The 19,388-nt window shown below is 72.3% G+C and carries 18 protein-coding genes and 1 pseudogene; 8 read left to right on the top strand and 11 right to left on the bottom strand.

Annotation, left to right across the window (positions count from 1 at the left end; genetic code table 11):
- Positions 1-41: 41 nt before the first annotated feature.
- Together AC07C1_RS00530 and AC07C1_RS00525 are read right to left on the bottom strand one after the other, a co-directional pair.
- Positions 42-1,064, bottom strand: coding sequence for a DUF6397 family protein (locus AC07C1_RS00530; RefSeq protein ID WP_478935944.1), 1,023 nt, complete (start codon positions 1,062-1,064; stop codon positions 42-44).
- 124 nt (positions 1,065-1,188) lie between these two features.
- Positions 1,189-1,602: a roadblock/LC7 domain-containing protein gene (locus AC07C1_RS00525; RefSeq protein WP_478935943.1), complete on the bottom strand. Its 414-nt coding sequence runs from the start codon at positions 1,600-1,602 to the stop codon at positions 1,189-1,191.
- Between the two features lie 90 nt (positions 1,603-1,692).
- On the opposite strand from AC07C1_RS00525, the gene AC07C1_RS00520 reads away from it, so the two are divergent.
- A complete protein-coding gene (locus tag AC07C1_RS00520; protein WP_478935941.1) occupies positions 1,693-2,121 on the top strand; it encodes a PPOX class F420-dependent oxidoreductase in 429 nt (142 codons plus the stop codon).
- 8 nt (positions 2,122-2,129) lie between these two features.
- On the opposite strand, the gene AC07C1_RS00515 is transcribed toward AC07C1_RS00520, so the two are convergent.
- The 5 genes from AC07C1_RS00515 to AC07C1_RS00495 form a co-directional block, all read right to left on the bottom strand.
- Positions 2,130-2,729 carry a GTP-binding protein gene (locus AC07C1_RS00515; RefSeq protein WP_478935940.1) on the bottom strand — a complete coding sequence of 200 codons (600 nt, stop codon included), beginning with the start codon at positions 2,727-2,729 and terminating at the stop codon, positions 2,130-2,132.
- Positions 2,730-2,926: 197 nt separating this feature from the next.
- Positions 2,927-3,337, bottom strand: coding sequence for a DUF742 domain-containing protein (locus AC07C1_RS00510; RefSeq protein WP_478935938.1), 411 nt, complete (start codon positions 3,335-3,337; stop codon positions 2,927-2,929).
- Between the two features lie 19 nt (positions 3,338-3,356).
- Positions 3,357-3,794: a roadblock/LC7 domain-containing protein gene (locus AC07C1_RS00505; protein ID WP_478935937.1), complete on the bottom strand. Its 438-nt coding sequence runs from the start codon at positions 3,792-3,794 to the stop codon at positions 3,357-3,359.
- The gene (locus AC07C1_RS00500; RefSeq protein ID WP_478935936.1) at positions 3,791-6,421 is read right to left on the bottom strand and encodes a sensor histidine kinase; all 2,631 of its coding nucleotides are present in this window, start codon (positions 6,419-6,421) and stop codon (positions 3,791-3,793) included. The genes AC07C1_RS00505 and AC07C1_RS00500 overlap by 4 nt, the downstream gene beginning before the upstream one ends.
- Positions 6,422-6,468: 47 nt before the next feature.
- Positions 6,469-7,242, bottom strand: coding sequence for an MHYT domain-containing protein (locus tag AC07C1_RS00495; RefSeq protein ID WP_478935934.1), 774 nt, complete (start codon positions 7,240-7,242; stop codon positions 6,469-6,471).
- Positions 7,243-7,394: 152 nt separating this feature from the next.
- Here AC07C1_RS00495 and AC07C1_RS00490 point away from each other — a divergent pair, with 152 nt between their 5' ends.
- On the top strand, positions 7,395-7,994 hold the full coding sequence (locus tag AC07C1_RS00490) for a class I SAM-dependent methyltransferase (protein ID WP_478935933.1): 600 nt from the start codon (positions 7,395-7,397) through the stop codon (positions 7,992-7,994).
- Positions 7,995-8,010: 16 nt separating this feature from the next.
- On the opposite strand, the gene AC07C1_RS00485 is transcribed toward AC07C1_RS00490, so the two are convergent.
- The gene (locus AC07C1_RS00485) at positions 8,011-8,766 is read right to left on the bottom strand and encodes an alpha/beta fold hydrolase (RefSeq protein WP_478935931.1); all 756 of its coding nucleotides are present in this window, start codon (positions 8,764-8,766) and stop codon (positions 8,011-8,013) included.
- 108 nt (positions 8,767-8,874) lie between these two features.
- Between AC07C1_RS00485 and AC07C1_RS00480 the strand changes: the two genes are divergently transcribed.
- Positions 8,875-9,408, top strand: coding sequence for a PadR family transcriptional regulator (locus tag AC07C1_RS00480; RefSeq protein WP_478935930.1), 534 nt, complete (start codon positions 8,875-8,877; stop codon positions 9,406-9,408).
- Here the strand turns inward: AC07C1_RS00480 and AC07C1_RS00475 are convergent.
- Positions 9,385-10,290 (bottom strand): oxygenase MpaB family protein, encoded by a 906-nt coding sequence (locus AC07C1_RS00475; protein WP_478935928.1) that lies wholly within the window; start codon positions 10,288-10,290, stop codon positions 9,385-9,387. The two genes, AC07C1_RS00480 and AC07C1_RS00475, sit on opposite strands and share 24 nt — an antisense overlap.
- 96 nt (positions 10,291-10,386) lie before the next feature.
- Here AC07C1_RS00475 and AC07C1_RS00470 point away from each other — a divergent pair, with 96 nt between their 5' ends.
- Together AC07C1_RS00470 and AC07C1_RS00465 are read left to right on the top strand one after the other, a co-directional pair.
- On the top strand, positions 10,387-10,683 hold the full coding sequence (locus AC07C1_RS00470) for a hypothetical protein (protein ID WP_478936555.1): 297 nt from the start codon (positions 10,387-10,389) through the stop codon (positions 10,681-10,683).
- Between the two features lie 141 nt (positions 10,684-10,824).
- Positions 10,825-11,676 carry a hypothetical protein gene (locus tag AC07C1_RS00465; protein ID WP_478935926.1) on the top strand — a complete coding sequence of 284 codons (852 nt, stop codon included), beginning with the start codon at positions 10,825-10,827 and terminating at the stop codon, positions 11,674-11,676.
- A gap of 141 nt (positions 11,677-11,817) precedes the next feature.
- Here the strand turns inward: AC07C1_RS00465 and AC07C1_RS00460 are convergent, their stop codons facing one another.
- Positions 11,818-12,000, bottom strand: coding sequence for a hypothetical protein (locus tag AC07C1_RS00460; RefSeq protein WP_478935925.1), 183 nt, complete (start codon positions 11,998-12,000; stop codon positions 11,818-11,820).
- 242 nt (positions 12,001-12,242) lie between these two features.
- Here AC07C1_RS00460 and AC07C1_RS00455 point away from each other — a divergent pair, with 242 nt between their 5' ends.
- The 3 genes and pseudogenes from AC07C1_RS00455 to AC07C1_RS00445 all read left to right on the top strand — a co-directional run.
- Positions 12,243-15,128, top strand: a complete 2,886-nt coding sequence (locus AC07C1_RS00455) for a DEAD/DEAH box helicase (RefSeq protein ID WP_478935924.1) — start codon at positions 12,243-12,245, stop codon at positions 15,126-15,128.
- Positions 15,125-16,444, top strand: a complete 1,320-nt coding sequence (locus AC07C1_RS00450) for an SWIM zinc finger family protein (protein WP_478935923.1) — start codon at positions 15,125-15,127, stop codon at positions 16,442-16,444. Before AC07C1_RS00455 ends, AC07C1_RS00450 begins: the two co-directional genes overlap by 4 nt.
- 149 nt (positions 16,445-16,593) lie before the next feature.
- A pseudogene (locus AC07C1_RS00445) lies at positions 16,594-17,928 on the top strand (esterase-like activity of phytase family protein); the annotation flags it as partial.
- Between the two features lie 212 nt (positions 17,929-18,140).
- Here the strand turns inward: AC07C1_RS00445 and xylA are convergent.
- A complete protein-coding gene (gene xylA, locus AC07C1_RS00440) occupies positions 18,141-19,307 on the bottom strand; it encodes a xylose isomerase (RefSeq protein ID WP_478935922.1) in 1,167 nt (388 codons plus the stop codon).
- Positions 19,308-19,388: the final 81 nt, after the last annotated feature.

The following is a 19,388-nucleotide window of genomic DNA, read 5'->3' as shown; positions in this document are numbered from 1 at the left end:
CCGGGAAGGGCCCGTGGTCGCCGTTCTGAACCGCACGTGGTTCAGACCCGCACGGGCCGCGGACTTCTCTGTCGCAGCCAGGCCCGCAGGCCGCGGGCCGGCTGCGGCGGGGACTGCCCGCGATCGCGCAGCGGCGCGGAGGGCGGGGCCGGCCATTGCGCCGGCTCTGTCGCACGAGTGACCGTTCGCGCCATCGGCGCGATCGGCCGTGCCGCCGTCCGCGATGTCGGCGCCACGCGGCGGGCCGCCGGGCGCGGGGCGAGCGCCGCACCTCGGGCAGCCGGGCGCGGGGCGGGCGAAAGGGTGCGGGTCTCCTCGATCGCGCGGGCCAGCTCGCTGCGCAGCCACTCGATCTCGTCCGTGTCGTGCGCGGTCATGATCCGCTCGGCGAGGTGCGCGGATGGTGACCCGGGAGCCCCTTGACCGGGCGGCGCGGCCCGGAACCGGTTCAGGTGGGCGCGTTCGTACGGGTCCTTGACGACGTCGACGACCTCGGTGGGCGGGAGGAAGGCGGCCAGGGCTCCGGCCCGGGCCCAGGAGTCCCCGGCCTGGCGCAACAGGAACCCGAGGTGCCGTCCGCGCCAGTTGCGGGCACGCAGATCCACTCCTCCCTCCAGTTGGCCCCGCAGCGTCTCGGGCGTACGCCCCTTGAGCAGGTGGGCGTTCCCGGCCCCGGACGCGAAGTTCCGCAGCTCTTCGGCCAGGTAGAGCCAGACCACGGCTCGGTAGCGGTTCAGGTAGAACTTCACCGGCACGATCAGGCCCAGACGCGCGAGGCGGGTGAATCGGCCGGCGGGGATCTTCATGAGCGCGGCGCCCTCCGCGGTTCCCACGACTCGGACCCGGTCGCGCAGAGCGTCGGGGAAGCCGTCCTGGGCGCGGAGGCGATCGATCTCCGCGCGCTCCACCCGCCGGGCTCCTCCCCCGCCCTCGTCAGGCACGGCCCGGACAAGGCCGAGCTGCACGGCGAGGTCGAACTCTCCTCGCTTCAGCCCCAGTTCACGAGCGGCATGGCCCGGAGTGCAGGTGATGGGGCGGGATTGGCCGAACGTGCTGGCCGACATGGTCGTACCCCCGTGGAATCCGTGACTGACGCCCTGTGCGTGAGCCGTGCACACACCGTAGCCAATGTGCCGCCGCTCGTGGCAAGCCTGTGGATAACTCCCCCGGGGGGCTGAAGAACGCAGGTCAAAGGTCCGTTATGGGAGTCCGCTCGGGTTGCCTGGCGTCGACGCCGAGGTGTTCGCCGACGCGAGTGACCAGCAGGGTCATCTCGTAGGCGATATGCCCGATGTCGACCTCCGCTCCGCTGAGCACGCACAGAGCGCTACCGGTGCCGGCCGCGGTCACGAACAGCACGGCGTCGTCGTACTCGATCATGGTCTGACGCACCCGGCCCGCGCCGAAGTGGCGTCCCGAACCCTTGGCCAGGCTGTGCAGCCCGGACGCCACGGCGGCCAGATGCTCGGCGTCCTCGCGACGCAGGCCGGTACTCGCTCCCGTGACCAACCCGTCGTTCGACAGGACCAGCGCGTGCCGCACATGGTCCACCCGCTCGGTCAGATCGTCCAGGAGCCACCCGAGTCCCTGGTTCTGCGCCATGTCCGTCTCCCCGTGTGACGTCTCCTCCTGACAGGAGGAACTCCCGCCAGCCTTCCCCACGACTGGCGTCCGGGCAAGCAGGATGGGCGCATGGCAGACAAGATGACCGACGAGGAATGGCGGGCGTTCGTCTCGGAGGGCACCCGCACCGGCAAACTGTCCACCGTTCGCGCCGATGGGAGCCCCCATGTGGCACCGATCTGGTTCCTGCTGGACGGCGACGAACTGGTCTTCAACACCGGCAAGGACACCGCGAAGGGGCGCAATCTGGCCCGCGACGGGCGGGTGGCGCTGTGCGTGGACGACGACCGGCCGCCGTTCCACTTCGTGGTGCTGAACGGCCGCGCCCGGCTGTCGGAGGACCTGGACGAGGTACGTCTGTGGGCCACCCGGATCGCAGCCCGGTACATGGGCGAGGACCGCGCCGAGGAGTACGGCGCCCGCAACGGCGTTCCGGGTGAGCTGCTGGTCCGCGTCACCGTCGACAAGGTGGTGGCCGTGAAGGATCTGGCGGCCTGAGCGGCCGGTCAGCCTACCGAGTCCAGAAGCCGGGCGGTGTGCACCCGCCCGGCGTACTCGACGAGCCGGATGAGCACCTCCTTGCCGGAGTCCCGGTCGCGCGCGTCGCACAAGACCACCGGTGTGCCGCGGTCGAGATCCAGGGCCTTCGAGACGTCGTTGGCGCCGTAGGTGCGGGCGCCCGGGAAGCAGTTGACGGCCACCACGAACGGGATGCCCCGGTGCTCGAAGTAGTCGACGGCGGGGAAGCAGTCCTCCAGGCGCCGGGTGTCCGCGAGGACCACGGCACCGAGCGCACCCTGGGACAACTCGTCCCACAGGAACCAGAATCGATCCTGTCCGGGTGTGCCGAAGAGGTATAGGGACAGGCCCGAGCGGATGGTGATGCGCCCGAAGTCCATGGCGACGGTCGTGGTGACCTTCTGGTCCACGCCGCCGGTATCGTCCACCAGCTGACCGGCTTCGCTGAGAAGTTCCTCGGTGCGTAGCGGCCGGATCTCGCTGACGGCCCCGACGAGGGTCGTCTTGCCGACCCCGAATCCGCCGGCGACCAGTATCTTCAGCGCCAGGGCGGAGTCGGCGACGGCGTCGGAGTGCTCGGAGACCATGATCACTTCTCTCGGGAGGGCCGGCTGCGGTGGATGTCCGGGTGCTCCGGGGCTGAAGCCAGCATCATGGCAACCGGGGCACTCGTCCGAGTGGTTGGACCGGAAAGCACCTGATGTGACCGACTCGCGCCCGGTCGGTTGCGCAACCCGTACGGTTCGGGATGGGACGAGGTCTGCGGCGGGTTCTGAACGCTCATCTACAGCGCCCGCAATCCCTCGATGACCTCGCGCAGGATGCGCTCGTCGGGCAGGTGCGCCGGGGGCACGGGGCGGCTGATGGTCACACAGCCGAGTTCCAGAAGGTCTCCGAGGAGCACCCTGACCACACCCACGGGCAGGTCGGCGTCCGCGGCGAGTTCGGCGACGGACTGTGTCTCCGTGCGGCACAGCTCGATCAGGGTCCTGTGTTCGGGGCCGAGCGCGGTGTCGCCGGGCTTCGGTCCGGCGGGGGCGAGGGTGATGAGCGCGATCAGGTCGAAGCGCACACCGGCGGGGCCGGACTGGGTGCGGCCGCCCGTCATGGCGTACGGGCGGACCAGGGGCCCGGCCTCGCCGTCGTACCACTGGCTCCCCGGCTCCCGTGGGCCGCCGGTCGGGTTCTCGGTCATCGGTGGCGCCTTCTCCGGCTCATCCGGCGGCGGGCGGCTGTGCGGCGACGCGCGGCGGTGTGTAGAGGTGCTCGCCGACCCGCTTGACCAAGCGCGCCATCTCGTAGGCGACCAGGCCGATGTCGGCGGTGACGGCGGTGAGCACGGCGAGGCAGGAGCCGTCGCCGGCGGCGGCCACGAAGAGGAACGCGTCGTCCATCTCGACCATGGTCTGGCGCACGCCACCCGCCCCGAAGTGCCGCCCCGCGCCCTTGGCCAGGCTGTTGAAGCCGGAGGCGACGGCGGCGAGGTGCTCGGCGTCCTCCCGCGCCAGACCGGTGGAGGCGCCGATGGCCAGGCCGTCGTTGGACAGCACGACGGCGTGCCGTACCTCGCTCACCCGCGTGACCAAGTCGTCGAGCAGCCAGTCGAGTTCGCCGGATCGCCGGCCGGCCCTCTGGTGGGGGTCCTGGATCATGCCGGGTCTCCTTCGCTGCTGTGACTGTCCTTTTCGGTTTCCGGGGCGGCGCCGTGGCCGGGCAGGCACCCACCGCCGCGCGCCCAGCCGTCACGGTAGGCCGCCATGCGGTCCCGAACGAGTTCGGGGGTGCGCCGGTCATTGCCGCGCCGTGCGGCGGCCGACGCGGGCTCCTCGGTCCGCTGATGACGGAGTTGGGGGGCGAGGCTCGCCTGGCGGACGCGGCGCGGGAGGTCGTCGGCGGGCTCGGAGTCGCTCGGCGGGCGGTGCAGCCTCAAGGTGGTGACTCCCGGGGGCGAGGGGTCGTTCGGGGTGCCGTGCGGGCCGGTCGGGGGGCGGAGGAGGCCAGGCTCGGTAGCGGTGCCGTGGGGGCCGGGCCCGGGAGTGATGCCGTGCGGTCCGGGGGTGGTCGCGGTGTCGTGCGGGCCGGGGCTGGGGGCGGTGCCGTCCGGTCTGGGGGTGGTGGCCGCGAGGGCGGGCCGGTCCGAGTGCGCGGCGACGGCCCGTGGGGCCGCGGCGTCACCGGGCACGCGCGCGTAGGCGCCTTCCTGCTCACGACGGACTTGCTCGCCCTGCCGGGAAGAAGCTTCCGCCGAACCGCTGTGCAGCAGTGCGGTCGGCAACAGAACGACGGCGCTGGTGCCTCCGTAGGGAGAGGTCCGCAGATGCACCTTGATGTCGTGCCGGGAGGCGAGCCTGCTGACCACGAAGAGCCCGAGCCGGTCGCTGTCGAACAGGTCGAGGGCCTCGGACTGTTCGATCCGCCGGTTGGCCTCGGCGAGGGTGTCGGCGCCCATGCCGAGTCCCCGGTCCTCGATCTCCAGGGCGTAGCCGTTGCCGACGGGTTCGCCGATGACACGCACGCGTGTGTGGGGCGGTGAGAACTGGGCCGCGTTCTCGACCAGTTCGGCGAGCAGGTGGGTGAGGTCGGCGATCGCCGCCCCCATGACGTGCGCTTCGGGGAGCTGACGCACCTCCACACGCGCGTAGTCCTCGATCTCCGACACGGCGGCGCGTACGACGTTCGTCAGGGACACCGGCATGCGCCAGGCCCGGCCGGGGGCCGATCCGGAAAGGATGATCAGGCTCTCGGCGTGGCGGCGCATCCGGGTGGTGAGGTGGTCCAGGCGAAACAGGTCGCTCAGCTCGTCGGGGTCGTCGGAGCGCCGCTCCATGCTGTCCAGGAGGCTGAGCTGGCGGTGGACGAGTACCTGGCTGCGGCGGGCCAGGTTGACGAAGACTCCGGAGATGCCGCTGGCCAGCTCGGCGCGTTCCACGGCGGCACGCAGGGCGGCACGGTGCACGGTGGCCAGGGCTTCCGCGACCTGGCCGGTCTCGTCGTCGGCAGCTGATCCGGCGGGTGCCTCGGCCTGGATGTCGATCTCCTCGCCCGCGCGGAGTTTCCGCATCGCTTCCGGGAGTTTGCGCCGGGCGATCTCCAGGGCGTCGTTGCGCAGGCTCACGAGTTCGACCACGAGCGCACGGCCGATGCGGACGGAGATGACGAGTGAGGCGGCGACCGCGGCGAGGCCGAGAAGCACGGCGGCGCCCGCCGGACTGAGCAGACCGCGGGCCACCGGGTCGGCACGGCCGGCGACAGCGCGGCCCGCGTCGGCCTCGATGGCCCGCATTCCGTCCTGCACGCGCGCGTGGGCGGCGCTCCAGGCGGCTTGTGGTGCCACCTCGGACGGTTCGGCGGTGAGGACCCTGTCCTCGGCCGCACCCAGGGCGGTGTAGGAGCGGCCGGCGGCCAGGCCGCGCCAGGAGGCGCGCTGAGCGGCGGGCAGATCGGCGACGGCTGCCTCGGTGAGGGCACGGCGTGCGGCGACGGCGGAGCCGAACAGTCGCAGCCGTTCGCCCCCGAGACCGCCGCCGGTCCGCGCGCTGCCCAGGACGGCGTCCTCCTGAGCCAGCGACTCGGCGGCCCGGGAGAACTCGAGCAGTACGCGCGCGTCGGAGCCGACATCGGCCTGCTGGACGCCGGTGAGGGCGCCGTCCACGGCGAAGGCGGCCCTGATCGTCTTCGTGTACTGCGCGTAGGTCTCGTCCCAGCCGGCCTTGTGGTCGAGTACGGCCGTCCGCAGGGTGCGGAGGTGCTCGGCGCCGGTGACGAAGGCGCCGAGGCGCCCGGAGACACCGGCGGGCAGTTCCTGGCTGTCGGCGACCGTCCTGTCGTCGCCGAGCCGCAGTTCGGCCACGGCCCGGTCGGTGCGGGCCGCCAGTCTTTCGAGGTCGCCGCGGTCTGCGGTGCCCGGAGCGCCGGCGTAGTGCACGGCTGCGCGGCGCTCGGCCTGCAGCGCGGCGACGGCCGCGGCCACCGGGGTGCGCAGCTCCGCGTCGACGTACTGGGACTGGCGCAGCCGGGCGACATCCTGGGCGGTGCTGACGGTGGCGTAGGCCCACAGGGCGAGCAGGGAGACGACGGGCACCATCAGCAGACTCACCACCTTGGCGCGCACGGTCCGGGGACGCAGGTGCCGACGGCCTCCCCGCGCGCGTGCCACGGGCTGTGGTGTGCCGAGGGGATGGTCGATGCCCTCCTGCGCCGGCGGTCCGGCGTGTGCGCGGCGGCCGCGCGGGGGGTGCGACGGGGAGCCGGCGTTCTCGGGTCTGCGGGGTGGGCGCATGGCCTCCTCGTTCGGGACGTGGGTCGGGGCGCTCGGACCGGCTCCCGCTAGCGGGCGACGGTCTCGACGGGCCGCTGGGCGGAGGCGGACGCATCGCGCTCGTCGGCCGTGGGCGAGAGGGCGACGAAGGCCGAGGTGATGAACAGGTAGGAGCCGAGGCCGACGGCGAGGGGGAAGATGAACTGCATCGCCGTGGCCCCGGACAGGTTTTCGCCGGACGGGTTCACGCGCACGCTCACCGCGAACATTCCGGTGTAGTGCATGCTGCTGACGGCTGCGCCCATGACCAGGGAGGAGACGGTGACCGCGAGCGGCGACCGGATGTTGAGCCCGGCCCACAGTGCGGCCGTCGCCGCCACCACCGCGATCAGCACCGACAGTCCGACGAGGACCGGGTCGTACCGGACCTGGCCGTGCAGCCGGACCGCCGCCATGCCCAGGTAGTGCATGCTGGCGACGCCCAGCCCGGTGGTGAGTCCGCCGAGCAGAAGAGCCCTGTTGCGGTCGCGGCTGTAGCCGACGGCGAAGACGCCGGCGCAGACGAAGGCCATGGCGACGAGGAGGCTCAGGATGGTGAGTGGCACGTCGTAGCGGATGTCGGTGCCGCTGACGCGGAAGCCGAGCATGGCCACGAAGTGCATCGTCCAGATGCCGGTGCCGATCGCGGAGGCCGCGGTGAAGAGCCAGTTGCGGCGCGAGCGGCCGGTGGCGGCGAGCGCGCGGACGGTGCAGCGCAGTCCCAGTGCGGCGGCTGTGCAGGCCATCACGTATGACAGCACGGGGGTCAGCCAGCCGAAGGCGGCGTGGTCCAGGTGTCCCATGGCCCCGGGACGCTAGCCGGGTCAGGGGCGCACAAAGGGGGCGCATTTCGAAAGCTGTTGGAATATGACACAGAGATGCGACGGAACGATCGCGTCACGCTCGAACATGCGCACCGGGACATCCCTCGTGACGGTGAGGGATCATGCGGAGCATGAGCGACGACCACACACATGTCCAGGAGTTCTTCACCGTCCGGGCGGCCGACTGGGACAGCAGGTTCCCCGATGACGGTCCGGCCTATGCGGCCGCCGTCGCCGGCCTCGGGCTGCGGGCGGGTGACCGTGTGCTGGACGCGGGCTGCGGCACGGGGCGTGCCCTGCCGCCCCTGCGCGCCGCCGTTGGCCCCTCCGGGGTGGTACTGGGTGCCGATCTGACCCCGGCGATGCTGGAGAACGCCGCGCGGGCGGGCCGGGACCGGCACGGGCGGCTGCTGCTCGCGGATGTGGCCGCGCTGCCGCTGCGGTCGGGGTCCCTGGACGCCGTCTTCGCGGCCGGCCTGATCGCACACCTGCCGCGCCCGGTGGACAACCTGCGGGAACTGGCCCGCGCGGTACGCCCGGACGGCACGCTCGCGCTGTTCCATCCCATCGGCCGCGCGGCCCTGGCCGCGCGTCAGGGTCGGCGGATCACGCCGGACGACATGCGCGCGGAGGCCAATCTGGGCCCCCTTCTGGCCGGTTCGGGGTGGCGCATGACGTCGTACACCGACGAGGATTCCCGTTTCCTTGCGGTCGCGGTGCGCGAGGAGTGACGCGGCCGGGGATGGGTCAGCCCTCTCCGGTGACGGCTGCCACGAAGGCGTCGGGGTTGTCGAACATGACGTTGTGCCCCGCGCCGGGCACCGTCACCACGCGCACCCCCGCCGCTTCCAGGCTTGTCCTGCCCTCGAGTTCACCGCTGTGCTCCCCCTGGAGGTAGACACGCTCGACGGCGAGCCCCTCCAGGATCGATCGCATCACGGGGTTGGAGCCCTGGCGCAGGCCGACGGCACTTCGGTGCAGGGCGCGCGGGTCGGCCAGTCGCATGGTGGCCGCCCAGAGCGGGCCGACGGCCTGCAGTACGCGCGCGTACTCCTTCTCGACGAACTCGTCCTCTCCGTAGGCGGCGATTCCACTGCTGGCGGCGGTCAGCGGCGGAAAGGAGTCGAGATTGGCCTCTGTGAGTACCAGCCTGGAGGCCAGGTCGGGCCGCCGGTGCGCCAGCACCACGGCGACGGCGCCACCCATGCTGTGCGCGATCAGCTCGGCGCCGGCGACTCCCGCCCGGTCCAGGGCGACGGCGACCGCGTCGGCGTGCTCCTCCAGTGTGTATCCGAAGTGCTGGGGCCGGTCGCTGATGCCATGCCCGGGCAGATCCACGAACAGGCTTCTTCTCCCGGCGAGTTCGGGACGGGCCGCGATGTGGGCGTGGTACACGGCGGACATCGATCCGAGCCCGTGCAGATACACGCGCGCGGGCCCCGTCCCTGGTACCTCCGTCCAACGGATGTGGCTTCCCTCGCTGTCGAATGCGGCCTGCTGCACCGTGCCCCCTTGATGTCCGTGAGGCGACGACTATACCTCGGTACCGATGTATGACGGAAAGAAGGTATAGAGGTATCGAGGTACCGCGCCGTGGGAGAGAATGAGGCCATGCTCGAGCTCGCCATCCTCGGTTTCCTGTACGACGCGCCGCTGCACGGATACGTCCTGCGCCGTCACATCGCGGCGCTCACCGGCCATGTACGGCCCGTCGCCGAGAGCACGCTGTACCCGGCGATCAAACGCCTGGAGAAGGCCGGCCTGCTGCTACGAACACCCGAGCCCGGCGCCGTGGCCGCGCCGCGTCATGTGCTGAGGCTGACCGAGGAGGGCGGGCGTGAACTCAAGCACCGGCTCACCGAACCCGCACAGCGCGAGATCACCGACGAGAACCAGTGGTTCACCCTGCTGGCGTTCCTACGGCACCTGGACGACCCCGCCGCCCAGGCGACCGTACTGCGACGGCGGCTGGCCTTCCTGGAGGAGCCGGCGAGCTTCTTCTACGACGGTGACCGGCCGCTGCGCGCCGAGGAGTTGGACGACCCGTTCCGGCGTGGTGTCCTCACCATCGCGCGTGCCACGAGCCGGGCCGAACTCGCCTGGCTGCGCGACACCCTCGCGTCACTCGACGGGGTCGGCCGCTGAGGTGTCCGGGTGCCGCACCGGGCAGCCCCGCAGCCCGGGGACCGGGCGGGTGCCCAGGTCGGCCACGCGGTAGCCGTTCGGGTAGCCCTTGATCTCCCAGTTCTGGCGTGCGAAGTGCGGGGTGCGGCGCGGCGGCAGCAGCCGGACGAGCCGGCCACGCGCCCGTACGGCGCGGCGCACGAACGTGGAGGTGCCCGCGCCGGGAGGCGTGTAGCGGAAGGCGCGCAGCAGCGGCTCGTCGAGCAGCGCGAGCGTCGCCGTGCGCAGCAGCGGCGCCAAGGGGCGCGGGTACCAGGAGGCCATCAGGTCCAGGGTGGCGTCGGAGACCTGGCGGGCCTGCTCGTCCCAGCCGAAATGGGCCTCCTCGTAGGCGTCGAGCAGTGCTTCGAACTCCTCGTAGGTCCTGGGGATGCCGGGAATGCCCATGTGCCGGCCGAGAGTGCGGTAGTACTCGGTGGCGGCGACGATCTCGTGCCGGGACAGCCGCCGCCAGCCGTAGGCGTCGATCCAGCGCCTGGGCACGACGACGAAAGTGCTGAGCACGTACCGCATGTCGTCGTCGCTGATGTCGTAGCTGCGGTGCATCTGATTGATGCGACGGATCGCGGTACGGCCTTCCTCGGTGGCGAAGCCGTGCTCCACGACGGTGTCGAGGAGCAGCGCCGTGTCGTCGTACCGCTTCTGCGTGCGCTCGGTCAGCTCCGCCGTCTGCGCGAGCAGCCGCCCGATGCTCGGCACGGCGTACGTGCGGTAGAGCGCCAGTTCCAGGGCGCGTGTGTAGTCCCAGGGGAATTCGAACGCCACGCTGAGCCGGTGGATTTCCAGCGCGTCCGCCACCGGGTCCAGCCGGCGGATCTGCCCGAGCCGCTCGAAGCGCTTCACCGCGCTCTCCCCCTTTCGCCGCCGAAACTCCAACTCTACGTTGAAGGACAATGGATGGGCGACGGCACCGACCTCGTCCGGGGAAGGGTGGTATGCGTGTTCGGCATGATTCGCAAGTACGCCGCCGGACTCCGCGCCTCTGCGCGCGTGCAGTCCGCGAGCGCTCGGGAGAGACGCGCGCACAACTTGTTCGAAGCGGCGGCCGTCTATGTGGCGGCCCGCGCGGAGGACGATCAGGACCGGGTCGAGGAGGCGGCGGCCTGGGTGTCGCCGGAGGCGCTGTCCTTCGGCGTGAGCGAACTGGCCTGCCGGGCCGTCGTCACGTTGGCCCGGGAGCGCGACGAGTCGCCCGCGGCTGTGGCGCGAGACCTTCTCGGGCTGCCCGCGGCCTGAGGAAAACCGCTCTCCCACTGTGGTCGTTTCGCCCCCGTCCAGGTGGAAACCTGCAGCTCCGCGCGGTGTGCGGAGTCGTGACAAGGGCCTCCCCCTCGCACTAGGGTGCGCGCCGATGGACGAACCACTGGGGAGGCAGAGATGGCCGGGACCGACGATGAGGCCGTCGCCGCCGCGGACGATGCGCTGTACGTGCTCACGGCGGTGCTGCTGACGCCTGCGCAGTTTCCGAGCGTGCTGGGCGACGACTACCCGCAAGCGTGCGCGGCGCTGGGACTGGCGCCCCGCCCCGACGGGTACGGCCTGGTGCTGGGCCAGGACGGCGACGGCGCTCGGTGGACGGTCGTCATCGACGACGTCTCGCTGGTGGCCGTGGCGATCGCGTCCTGGGACTGTGGCATGGAGTACGAGCTGTCGCCGGACGAGCGCGCGGTCGTGACGGCTCTGCCGGGTTGGCCCCTGTCGGTCGCCGTGGCGGCGCCCGGTGTCCCCGCGCCGCACGACCCCCCGCCCGAGGCGGCGGACCAGCCCACGCTCACCCCGCCGGACACCAGCTCCTGGGGACCCGCCCAGCGGCGTCTCGGCGCCGACGAGATCGCGCTGCAGTGGGCCGCGTGGCGGGAGCAGATCAACGACGCCGATCTCCCCGTGCCGACCGGGCAGGCACAGCCAGAGGAACCGGCAAAGTCCGCGCCGCAGGGCGAGGGGAACGGGCCGAAGGGCGGCCACCAGGGTGTCCGGCGGGTGCTCGCGGAGGCCCACGCCTACGTCGACTCGCCGCCGCCGCTCGGGCGGGTGCGCTCGTCGTTCGCCCCGGGCGACGCCCGTACGCTGCGCGCCGACGGCCCGGGCTGGTCGATCGTGGCCCGCACCGACGACATCGCGTTCGTCCTGCTCGACGAGGAGCCCGGTGAGGTCCTGCCGATCGGCCGGGGCCCCGAACTACCAGGCCTGCTGGAGGCGCTCGACAAGCTGGCCGTACGGCCCCTGTGAGCCTGGCCCGCCCGGGCCGAGGAGTCCGTGCGGCTCACGTGAGCCCAGGGGAGCCGCACTGTTCCCAAGCCTGCGCGGCCCCCAAGGCTCGGGGGCCCGCGCCGGGGCCTCGGCGAGCGTCTCCGGCCGTACGCCGTCGCTTCAGCGGCCCAGCTCCTTGCGGCCCATCCTGCGCAGCCGGCGCCGCTGTGAAGGGTCCAGCGCCAGGTAAGCAGCCACCGGGACTCCCACCACGATCAGGAAAGCCACCCACCAGGGCAGCCATATCAGCAGGATGAGCCCCACCGCCACGCCGCCCACGGCGAGCTTCGCGTTGTTGGACATGAGCGTCCCTCCTTCACGGCCACTGCCGCTTCTCTGCTCTGAGAACGGCTCCCCGCTCCCCGCGGTTCCGGACGCCGACCCTGAGACATCCCTGAGACGCGCCCCTTAATGGTGCCGCCGATCGCCGGCGCAGGGGAAGCAGTGGTCCACGTCACTTCCTCAGTCTGGGGGTTCGCGTCTCACCGTGCTGTACCCTCGACCACCCTGGCCAAGTAGTCAAATTTGAGGAGTGCGGCACAACAGTGCAGAGGATTCCCACGGCACCACCCTCCGGGCTGTCCGAACTGGTCCGCTGTCACGTCGTGTTCCTGCCCGCCGACCCCGCTCGCACGGGCCGGCTCGCCTTCTGGCGGCCGGACGGTGGGGCTCCTCCCGTCGTCGCGGACGGGTCCGTGACAGAGCTGGACGTCGTCGCCCCCACGGCAGACGGCGATGTCGAACGCCGCCGTACGCCCGCCCTTCTGTTGCCCGTGCGCAGCGCGCTTCCGTTTCTCACCCGTGCGCGTGAGCTGCCGCAGGGACACCGGTCCACCGTCTTCTGGGACACGGCCCGTCTGCTGGCGCTGCACTTCCTGGCGCGCGGCCTGCTCCTGCCCGGCCTCTCCCCGGGCGACAACGACACCTGGCGGGTCGGGCCGTTGTCGGCGCGCGACGCGGAGCTGGTCCGTCATCTCGCCGCCGCCATGCCTCCGGAGGCGCATGCCACGCCGCTCACGCCCGCCGGCCCGCTCCTGCTGCCCGACCCGGAGCGGCTGCTGCGCGCCTTCCTGGACGCGGTCGCAGACGTGCTTCCGCGATCTCCCGCCGCCGCGATGGTGACCGGCGGCCCCGCATACGCGGCGCCCGAGCCACAACGACTGCCCGCTTTGCGGCCGTGGGCCGACGACATCGCCGCCTGCCACGACGCGGGCGTGCGGCTGTCGCTGCGCGTGGAGGCGTCCGGCCTCGGCGACGCGGCACAGCAGGACGACGCCCCGGTCCGGTTCCGTGCGGTGCTCCAGGTGCACGGGCTCAGCGGGGTCACGGACGTGAGCGACGCGGCCGGCCTGTGGACCGGTGGGGCCGCGCACGACGCCTTCGGTCCCCATGACGCGTTCGGTCCACGCGCGCGTGCGGACGCCCTGCTGGCACTGCGCCGCGCGGCCCGGGCCTGGCCACCGTTGACGCCTCTGCTTTCCGCCGCCGTTCCCGACTCGGTGGACCTCGCCGACGACGAGATCGCCGAACTCCTGGGCGAGGGTGTGCGCGCGCTGGCCTCGGCGGGGGTGGACGTGCACTGGCCGAAGGAGCTGTCCCGTGGGCTCACCGTCCACGCGACGGTCGGCCCGCCGGACGACGGCACCGCCGCACCGGAAGAAACCTCGGCCCCGTCGTCGTTCTTCTCGGCGGAGGCCGGGGTCACCCTCGGCTGGTGGTTCGCGCTGGACGGGCGGGAGCTGTCCCGGGAGGAGCTGGACCGGCTCGCGGACGCCAGGCGACCCCTGGTGCGGCTGCGGGACGGATGGGTGCTGGTCGATCCGCGGGAGGCGGACCGCGCCCGGACCCGGCGGGACCGCCCCCTCGCTCCCGTCGAGGCGCTGGCCGCCGCTCTGACGGGCTCGGCACAGGTCGACGGCCAAGAGGTGGACGTGCGGTCCACGGGATGGCTGGACGGGCTCCGGGAGCGGCTCACGGATGCCGGGCCGGCACGGGCCGTCGAGCAGCCGCCGGGTCTGGCCGCCGCACTGCGGGACTACCAGTTGCGCGGCCTCGACTGGCTGGCGCGCACCACCTCTCTCGGTCTGGGCTGCTGCCTCGCCGATGACATGGGTCTCGGCAAGACGATCACCCTCATCGCACTGCATCTGCACCGGCAGGCGGACACCTCGGCGGCCGGGCCCACGCTCGTCGTCTGTCCGGCCTCCCTGCTGGGCAACTGGCAGCGCGAGATCGAGCGCTTCGCCCCCGGTGTGCCGGTGCGCAGGTTCCACGGCGCAACGCGTGAGCTCGGCTCCGTGACGGCCGGGGAGTTCGTCCTGACCACGTACGGCACGATGCGCCTCGACGCCGAGCGGCTCACCGAGGTGTCCTGGGGCATGGTGGTGGCCGACGAGGCACAGCACGTCAAGAACCCTTACGCGGCGACCGCGCGGGCCCTGCGGTCCATCGGCGCACGCGCGCGCGTGGCGCTGACCGGCACTCCGGTGGAGAACAACCTCACGGAACTGTGGGCCATCCTCGACTGGACGACCCCCGGTCTGCTCGGCCGCCTCGCCACCTTCCGCGCGCGGTACGCGCAACCGGTCGAGGGTGGCCGGGACCCCGCCGCCGCCGAGCGCCTCGCGCGGCTCGTCCGGCCGTTCCTGCTGCGGCGGCGCAAGTCGGACCCCGGCATCGCCCCCGAGCTGCCCCCGAAGACCGAGACCGATCATCCCGTGGCCCTGACCGGTGAACAGGCAGGTCTCTACGAGGCGCTGGTCCGCGAGACGCTGGAGCGGATCACGGCTGCCGACGGCATGGCCCGGCGGGGACTGATCGTGCGGTTGCTCACCGGCCTGAAGCAGATCTGCAATCACCCGGCGCAGTTCCTCAAGGAGGAGGATCCGCGGCTCACCGGGCGCTCGGGGAAGCTGGAGCTGCTGGACGAACTGCTCCACACCATTCTCGCGGAGGGTTCGGGTGTGCTCGTCTTCACCCAGTACGTCCGCATGGGCCGCCTGCTCGAACGGCACCTGGCGGCCCGTGGAGTGCCCTCGCTGCTCCTGCACGGCGGAAGCCCGGTCCCCGCGCGCGAGGAGATGGTCCGGCGCTTCCAGGACGGCGAGGTCCCGGTGTTCCTGCTGTCGCTGAAGGCCGCTGGGACCGGTCTGAACCTGACGCGTGCCGAGCATGTCGTGCACTACGACCGCTGGTGGAATCCGGCGGTCGAGGCGCAGGCCACCGACCGCGCGTACCGCATCGGGCAGACCCGCCCGGTGCAGGTGCACCGGCTGATCGCCGAGGGAACCCTGGAGGACCGCATCACGGAGATGCTGGGCCGCAAGCGAGAGTTGGCCGAGGCGGTGCTCGGTGCCGGCGAGGCCGCACTGACGGAGCTGACGGACGTGGAACTGGCCGCACTGGTGGAACTGCGCGGGGAGGCACGATGAGCCGCTACGGCGACGAACACGACCGCGAGACCGGGCGCACGTTCGCCGCGCTGCCCCCCGCACGGGGACGCGGATTCGCGCAGAGCTGGTGGGGTCGCGCATGGCTGCGGGCCCTGGAGGACGCGGCCCTGGACGCGGCGGCGGTCAAAGCGGGGCGCCGGCTCGCGCGCGCGGGCGGCGTGGGCGCGGTGACCGTGCGGCCCGGCCGGGTCACCGCCGTGGTGCGCGACCGGGGAGGCGCGGCGCACCGGGCGGACGTGCTGGTGCCGGAGTTGTCCGCGGAGGAGTGGGGGCGGTTCCTGGACCTGGCCGTTGAGCAGGTCGGGCACATGGCCGCGCTCCTGGACCGGGAGCTGCCGCCTCATCTGGTCGAGGACGCGTCCGTGAGCGGGATCGAACTCCTTCCCGGCCTCGGCGAGCTGGACCCCGAGTGCGACTGCGGAGCATGGGACCACTGCGGACACACCGTCGCGTTGTGTCACCAGGTGGCGCGGCTGCTGGACGAGGATCCGTTTCTGCTCCTGCTGATGCGCGGGCGGGCGAAGGACGCCTTCCTGGCGCAACTGCACGTGCGCGGTACCGCGCCGAGGTCAGTCCCCCGCGCGCCTCAAGCGGAGGGTGTGGACGCGGCGGAGGCATGGGCCGCCGCGGACATCCTTCCCCCACTGCCCGAGCTCCCGGAACTCCCGCGGACGCCCGGGCCACCGCCGTCCCTCGACGCCGACACGGCACCGGCGCCCGGTGTCGATCCCGCGGCTCTGGAACACCTGGCCGGCCGCACCGCCGTGGAGGCGTACCGGCTGCTGGCGCGGTCCCTGTCCCCCGAGCCGTGCGAGGGCACCGACGTGCCGGCCGCTCAGGACGCCGTACGGCTGGCCTGCGGTACGCCGTCCGGCGCCGTGACCGAGCGGCTCGCCGCCGGATCCGGGCGCGGCCGCGAGGGACTGGCGACAGCCGTCCGCGCCTGGCAGGTCGGGAGCGAGGCCGCCCTGGCCGTACTGGACGAGGAGTGGCAGGTGCAGGGCGTGGCACTGGCACGCGCGCGTGCGGCACTGGAAGGGGCCTGGGAGGCCGGCGAGCGACCGTCGTTCCACAGGAGCGGCAATCGGTGGACCATCCCGGATGAAGGAGTTCAGCTGCGACTCGGCAAGGACGGCCGCTGGTGGCCGTACCGCGACGAGGACGGCCGCTGGATCCCCGCGGCAGGACCGGACGGCGATCCGGCGGCGGCGCTGACCTCGACGCGGCTCGACCCGGATCCGCTCGCGGACGCGGGTACAGCTGCAGGGCTCTCACCGGCCGTTGAAGGGATCTGATCGACCGTCACCGCCGTTCACAGGCCTTACCGCGGCAGCCCCACGATCCGATGAGCGGTGGACGCCCGCAGTTCACCCCGCGGTCGGGTGACGTTCCTCCTGGGACCCAAATGTGGCCGCTGTCAACGAACATGTCACCAGGAGGCCCGATGTCCCCGCATGCCGTCGGCAGGCGCCGCGTTCACCGTTCCGTCGCCACGGGCCTGCCCCTCGCTGTGGCCGCCGCACTCGTGGTCGCCGGGACGGCCGCGGCGGCGCCGTCCGGGGATGCCCGCGTCGTCCGCACGGCGACCCTCGGTGAGATCCCGCTCGGCGCGTTCGGCAACGCGCTGCTGCCCGGCAGCGTGAGCGACGACCACGGGGTGAAGCTGGGCGGCATCGGGAGCGACATCTACCCGACGGGCCGCACGGGCGAGTACTGGACGGTGACCGACCGCGGGCCCAACGGCCAGACCAAGGTGGACGGCAAGAAGCGCCGCACGTTCCCGGTGCCGGGCTTCGACCCCGCGATCGTGAAGATCCGGGTCTGCGGGGACACGGTCACGGTCGTCGACGCGATCGCGCTGACCACCTCCTCCGGGAAGGCCGTCACCGGGCTGCCGAACCAGCAGAGCCGCGACGAGAGGCCGTACACCTACGACGCCGGGACCCCGCTCTCCTACGACCCGAACGGTCTGGACACCGAGGGCATCGTGCGGGCCGGGGACGGGAGCTTCTGGCTCGCCGACGAGTACGGCCCCTCGCTCGTCCACATCTCCGCGCGCGGGAAGGTGCTCACCCGCTACGTACCCAAGGGCCTGAACCTGACCGGCGCCGACTATCCGGTGGTGGAGGCGCTGCCCTCGGTCCTGCTGCACCGCAAGATCAACCGGGGGTTCGAGGGGCTGGCGCAGCTTCCCGGCGGTGACCTGGTGGTCGCCCTGCAGAGCCCGCTCTCGCTGCCGGACGCGGACGCCGGGGGCGCCTCGCGCACCACCCGTCTGCTGCGCTTCTCGCCTCGGAAGAGGGCCGTCACCGCCGAGTACGCCTACCGGTTCGACCCGGTGAACGTGGTCGACCCGAGCGAGGACGACACGTCCGAACTGAAGATCTCGTCGGTGGTGGCGGTGGGTGGTGACCGGCTGCTCGTCGAGGAGCGCACGGACAAGGCGGCCCGGTTGCAGCTGGTCACGCTCGGACGCGAGGCGAACATCCTCGGCGGCCCGTGGGACGACGACACGACGTCTCCTTCGCTGGAACAGCTGGACGACCCCACGGCGCAGGGCGTGCCGGTGCCGGCGAAGCGGCTGGTGGTGGACCTGGGCAAGGTCGACGGGGTACCGGGGAAGATCGAGGGCATCGCGCGCGTGGACCGCGACACGCTCGCTCTCATCAACGACAACGACTTCGGTATGACCGACGGCGCGGGCGCGTTCGACGCCCAGGGCCGCCTGGTCGACAGCGGCATCAGGACGACCGTGACCTACGTACGGCTGCCCAGGGGCTGTGACGGAGGACCCGATGGCCGGGCTTCCGGCCGGTCGGGCACCGCAGGGCCGGGCCGGCCGGGCGTGGGGAAGCCGGGTCGGCCGGGCGTAGGGAAGCGGGGCCTGCGGGCGACGGGCGGGCCGGGGAGAGCGGCACGTGGTCGCGCCGCCCTCCCCGGGCCCCTGCGTACTCCGTCGTGCGCGGACGACTGCCTACGCGCGCGTGGCGGTCAGCCCCGGGCCCCCAGCAGGTGGTCCATGGCGAGTTGGTCGAGGTGTTCGAAGGCCATACCGCGTGCGGCGGCGGCTGCCACGTCGAAGTCCTCGAAGGCGGCGCGGTCGGTGAGGAGTGCCTGGAGGCCGTCGGCCGCGGTCGGCTGGGCCAGCTGGTCGAGCCGGGAGTCGCGCAGGGCCTGCTGGACCTCGGGGTCGGCGCGGAAGGCGGCGGCCCGCTCCTTGAGAATGAGGTAGTTGCGCATGCAGCCGGCCGCCGAGGCCCACACGCCGTCGAGGTCCTCGGTCCGCGGCGGCTTGAAGTCGAAGTGGCGGGGCCCTTCGTAACCGGCGCTCTCCAGGAGGTCGACCAGCCAGAACGCGGCCCGCAGGTCACCGGCGCCGAAGCGCAGGTCCTGGTCGTACTTGATGCCGGACTGGCCGTTGAGGTCGATGTGGAAGAGCTTGCCCGCCCACAGAGCCTGCGCGATGCCGTGCGGGAAGTTCAGCCCGGCCATCTGCTCGTGGCCGACCTCCGGGTTCACGCCGTACAGCTGAGGGCGCTCCAGGCGCTCGATGAAGGCCAGCGCGTGCCCGACGGTGGGCAGCAGGATGTCACCGCGGGGCTCGTTCGGCTTGGGCTCGATGGCGAAGCGGAGGTCGTAGCCCTGCTCGGTCACGTACTCACCGAGCAGGTCGAAGGCCTCCTTCATCCGGTCCAGGGCCACGCGGACGTCCTTGGCGGCTCCGGACTCGGCGCCCTCCCGGCCGCCCCAGGCGACATAGGTCCTCGCGCCCAGCTCGGCCGCGAGGTCGATGTTGCGGATCGTCTTGCGCAGCGCGTAGCGGCGCACGTCACGGTCGTTGGCGGTGAACGCGCCGTCCTTGAAGACGGGGTGCGTGAAGAGGTTCGTGGTGGCCATCGGGACGGTCATGCCGGTGGCGTCCAGGGCCTGCCGGAACCGCTTGACGTGTGACTCGCGCTCGGTGTCCGAGGAGCCGAAGGGGATCAGGTCGTCGTCGTGGAAGGTCACTCCGTGGGCGCCCAGCTCGGCCAGGCGCCGCACCGTCTCGACCGGGTCGAGAGCCCGGCGGGTGGCGTCACCGAACGGGTCCCTTCCCTGCCAGCCGACGGTCCACAAGCCGAAAGTGAACCTGTCCTCGGGGGTGGGCTGGTGGTTCATACCGCGGCTCCTTGCTGCGTACGACTATTTCGTCATGGCCGTTTACAAATTAGTATGCGCACGCACCTCTGGGAAGAGACA

This window comes from Streptomyces sp. NPDC045022, from assembly GCF_056432605.1.
The sequence above is the reverse complement of the archived record's forward strand: the minus strand, read 5'-3'. Positions and strand labels throughout refer to the sequence as shown.

Excerpts from the sequence above, each read along its gene's own strand:
- AC07C1_RS00530 (WP_478935944.1), bottom strand. The coding sequence starts at position 1,064 with ATGTCGGCCAGCACGTTCGGCCAATCCCGCCCCATCACCTGCACTCCG.
- AC07C1_RS00525 (WP_478935943.1), bottom strand. The coding sequence starts at position 1,602 with ATGGCGCAGAACCAGGGACTCGGGTGGCTCCTGGACGATCTGACCGAG.
- AC07C1_RS00520 (WP_478935941.1), top strand. The coding sequence starts at position 1,693 with ATGGCAGACAAGATGACCGACGAGGAATGGCGGGCGTTCGTCTCGGAG.
- AC07C1_RS00515 (WP_478935940.1), bottom strand. The coding sequence starts at position 2,729 with ATGGTCTCCGAGCACTCCGACGCCGTCGCCGACTCCGCCCTGGCGCTG.
- AC07C1_RS00510 (WP_478935938.1), bottom strand. The coding sequence starts at position 3,337 with ATGACCGAGAACCCGACCGGCGGCCCACGGGAGCCGGGGAGCCAGTGG.
- AC07C1_RS00505 (WP_478935937.1), bottom strand. The coding sequence starts at position 3,794 with ATGATCCAGGACCCCCACCAGAGGGCCGGCCGGCGATCCGGCGAACTC.
- AC07C1_RS00500 (WP_478935936.1), bottom strand. The coding sequence starts at position 6,421 with ATGCGCCCACCCCGCAGACCCGAGAACGCCGGCTCCCCGTCGCACCCC.
- AC07C1_RS00495 (WP_478935934.1), bottom strand. The coding sequence starts at position 7,242 with ATGGGACACCTGGACCACGCCGCCTTCGGCTGGCTGACCCCCGTGCTG.
- AC07C1_RS00490 (WP_478935933.1), top strand. The coding sequence starts at position 7,395 with ATGAGCGACGACCACACACATGTCCAGGAGTTCTTCACCGTCCGGGCG.
- AC07C1_RS00480 (WP_478935930.1), top strand. The coding sequence starts at position 8,875 with ATGCTCGAGCTCGCCATCCTCGGTTTCCTGTACGACGCGCCGCTGCAC.
- AC07C1_RS00465 (WP_478935926.1), top strand. The coding sequence starts at position 10,825 with ATGGCCGGGACCGACGATGAGGCCGTCGCCGCCGCGGACGATGCGCTG.
- AC07C1_RS00460 (WP_478935925.1), bottom strand. The coding sequence starts at position 12,000 with ATGTCCAACAACGCGAAGCTCGCCGTGGGCGGCGTGGCGGTGGGGCTC.
- AC07C1_RS00450 (WP_478935923.1), top strand. The coding sequence starts at position 15,125 with ATGAGCCGCTACGGCGACGAACACGACCGCGAGACCGGGCGCACGTTC.
- xylA (WP_478935922.1), bottom strand. The coding sequence starts at position 19,307 with ATGAACCACCAGCCCACCCCCGAGGACAGGTTCACTTTCGGCTTGTGG.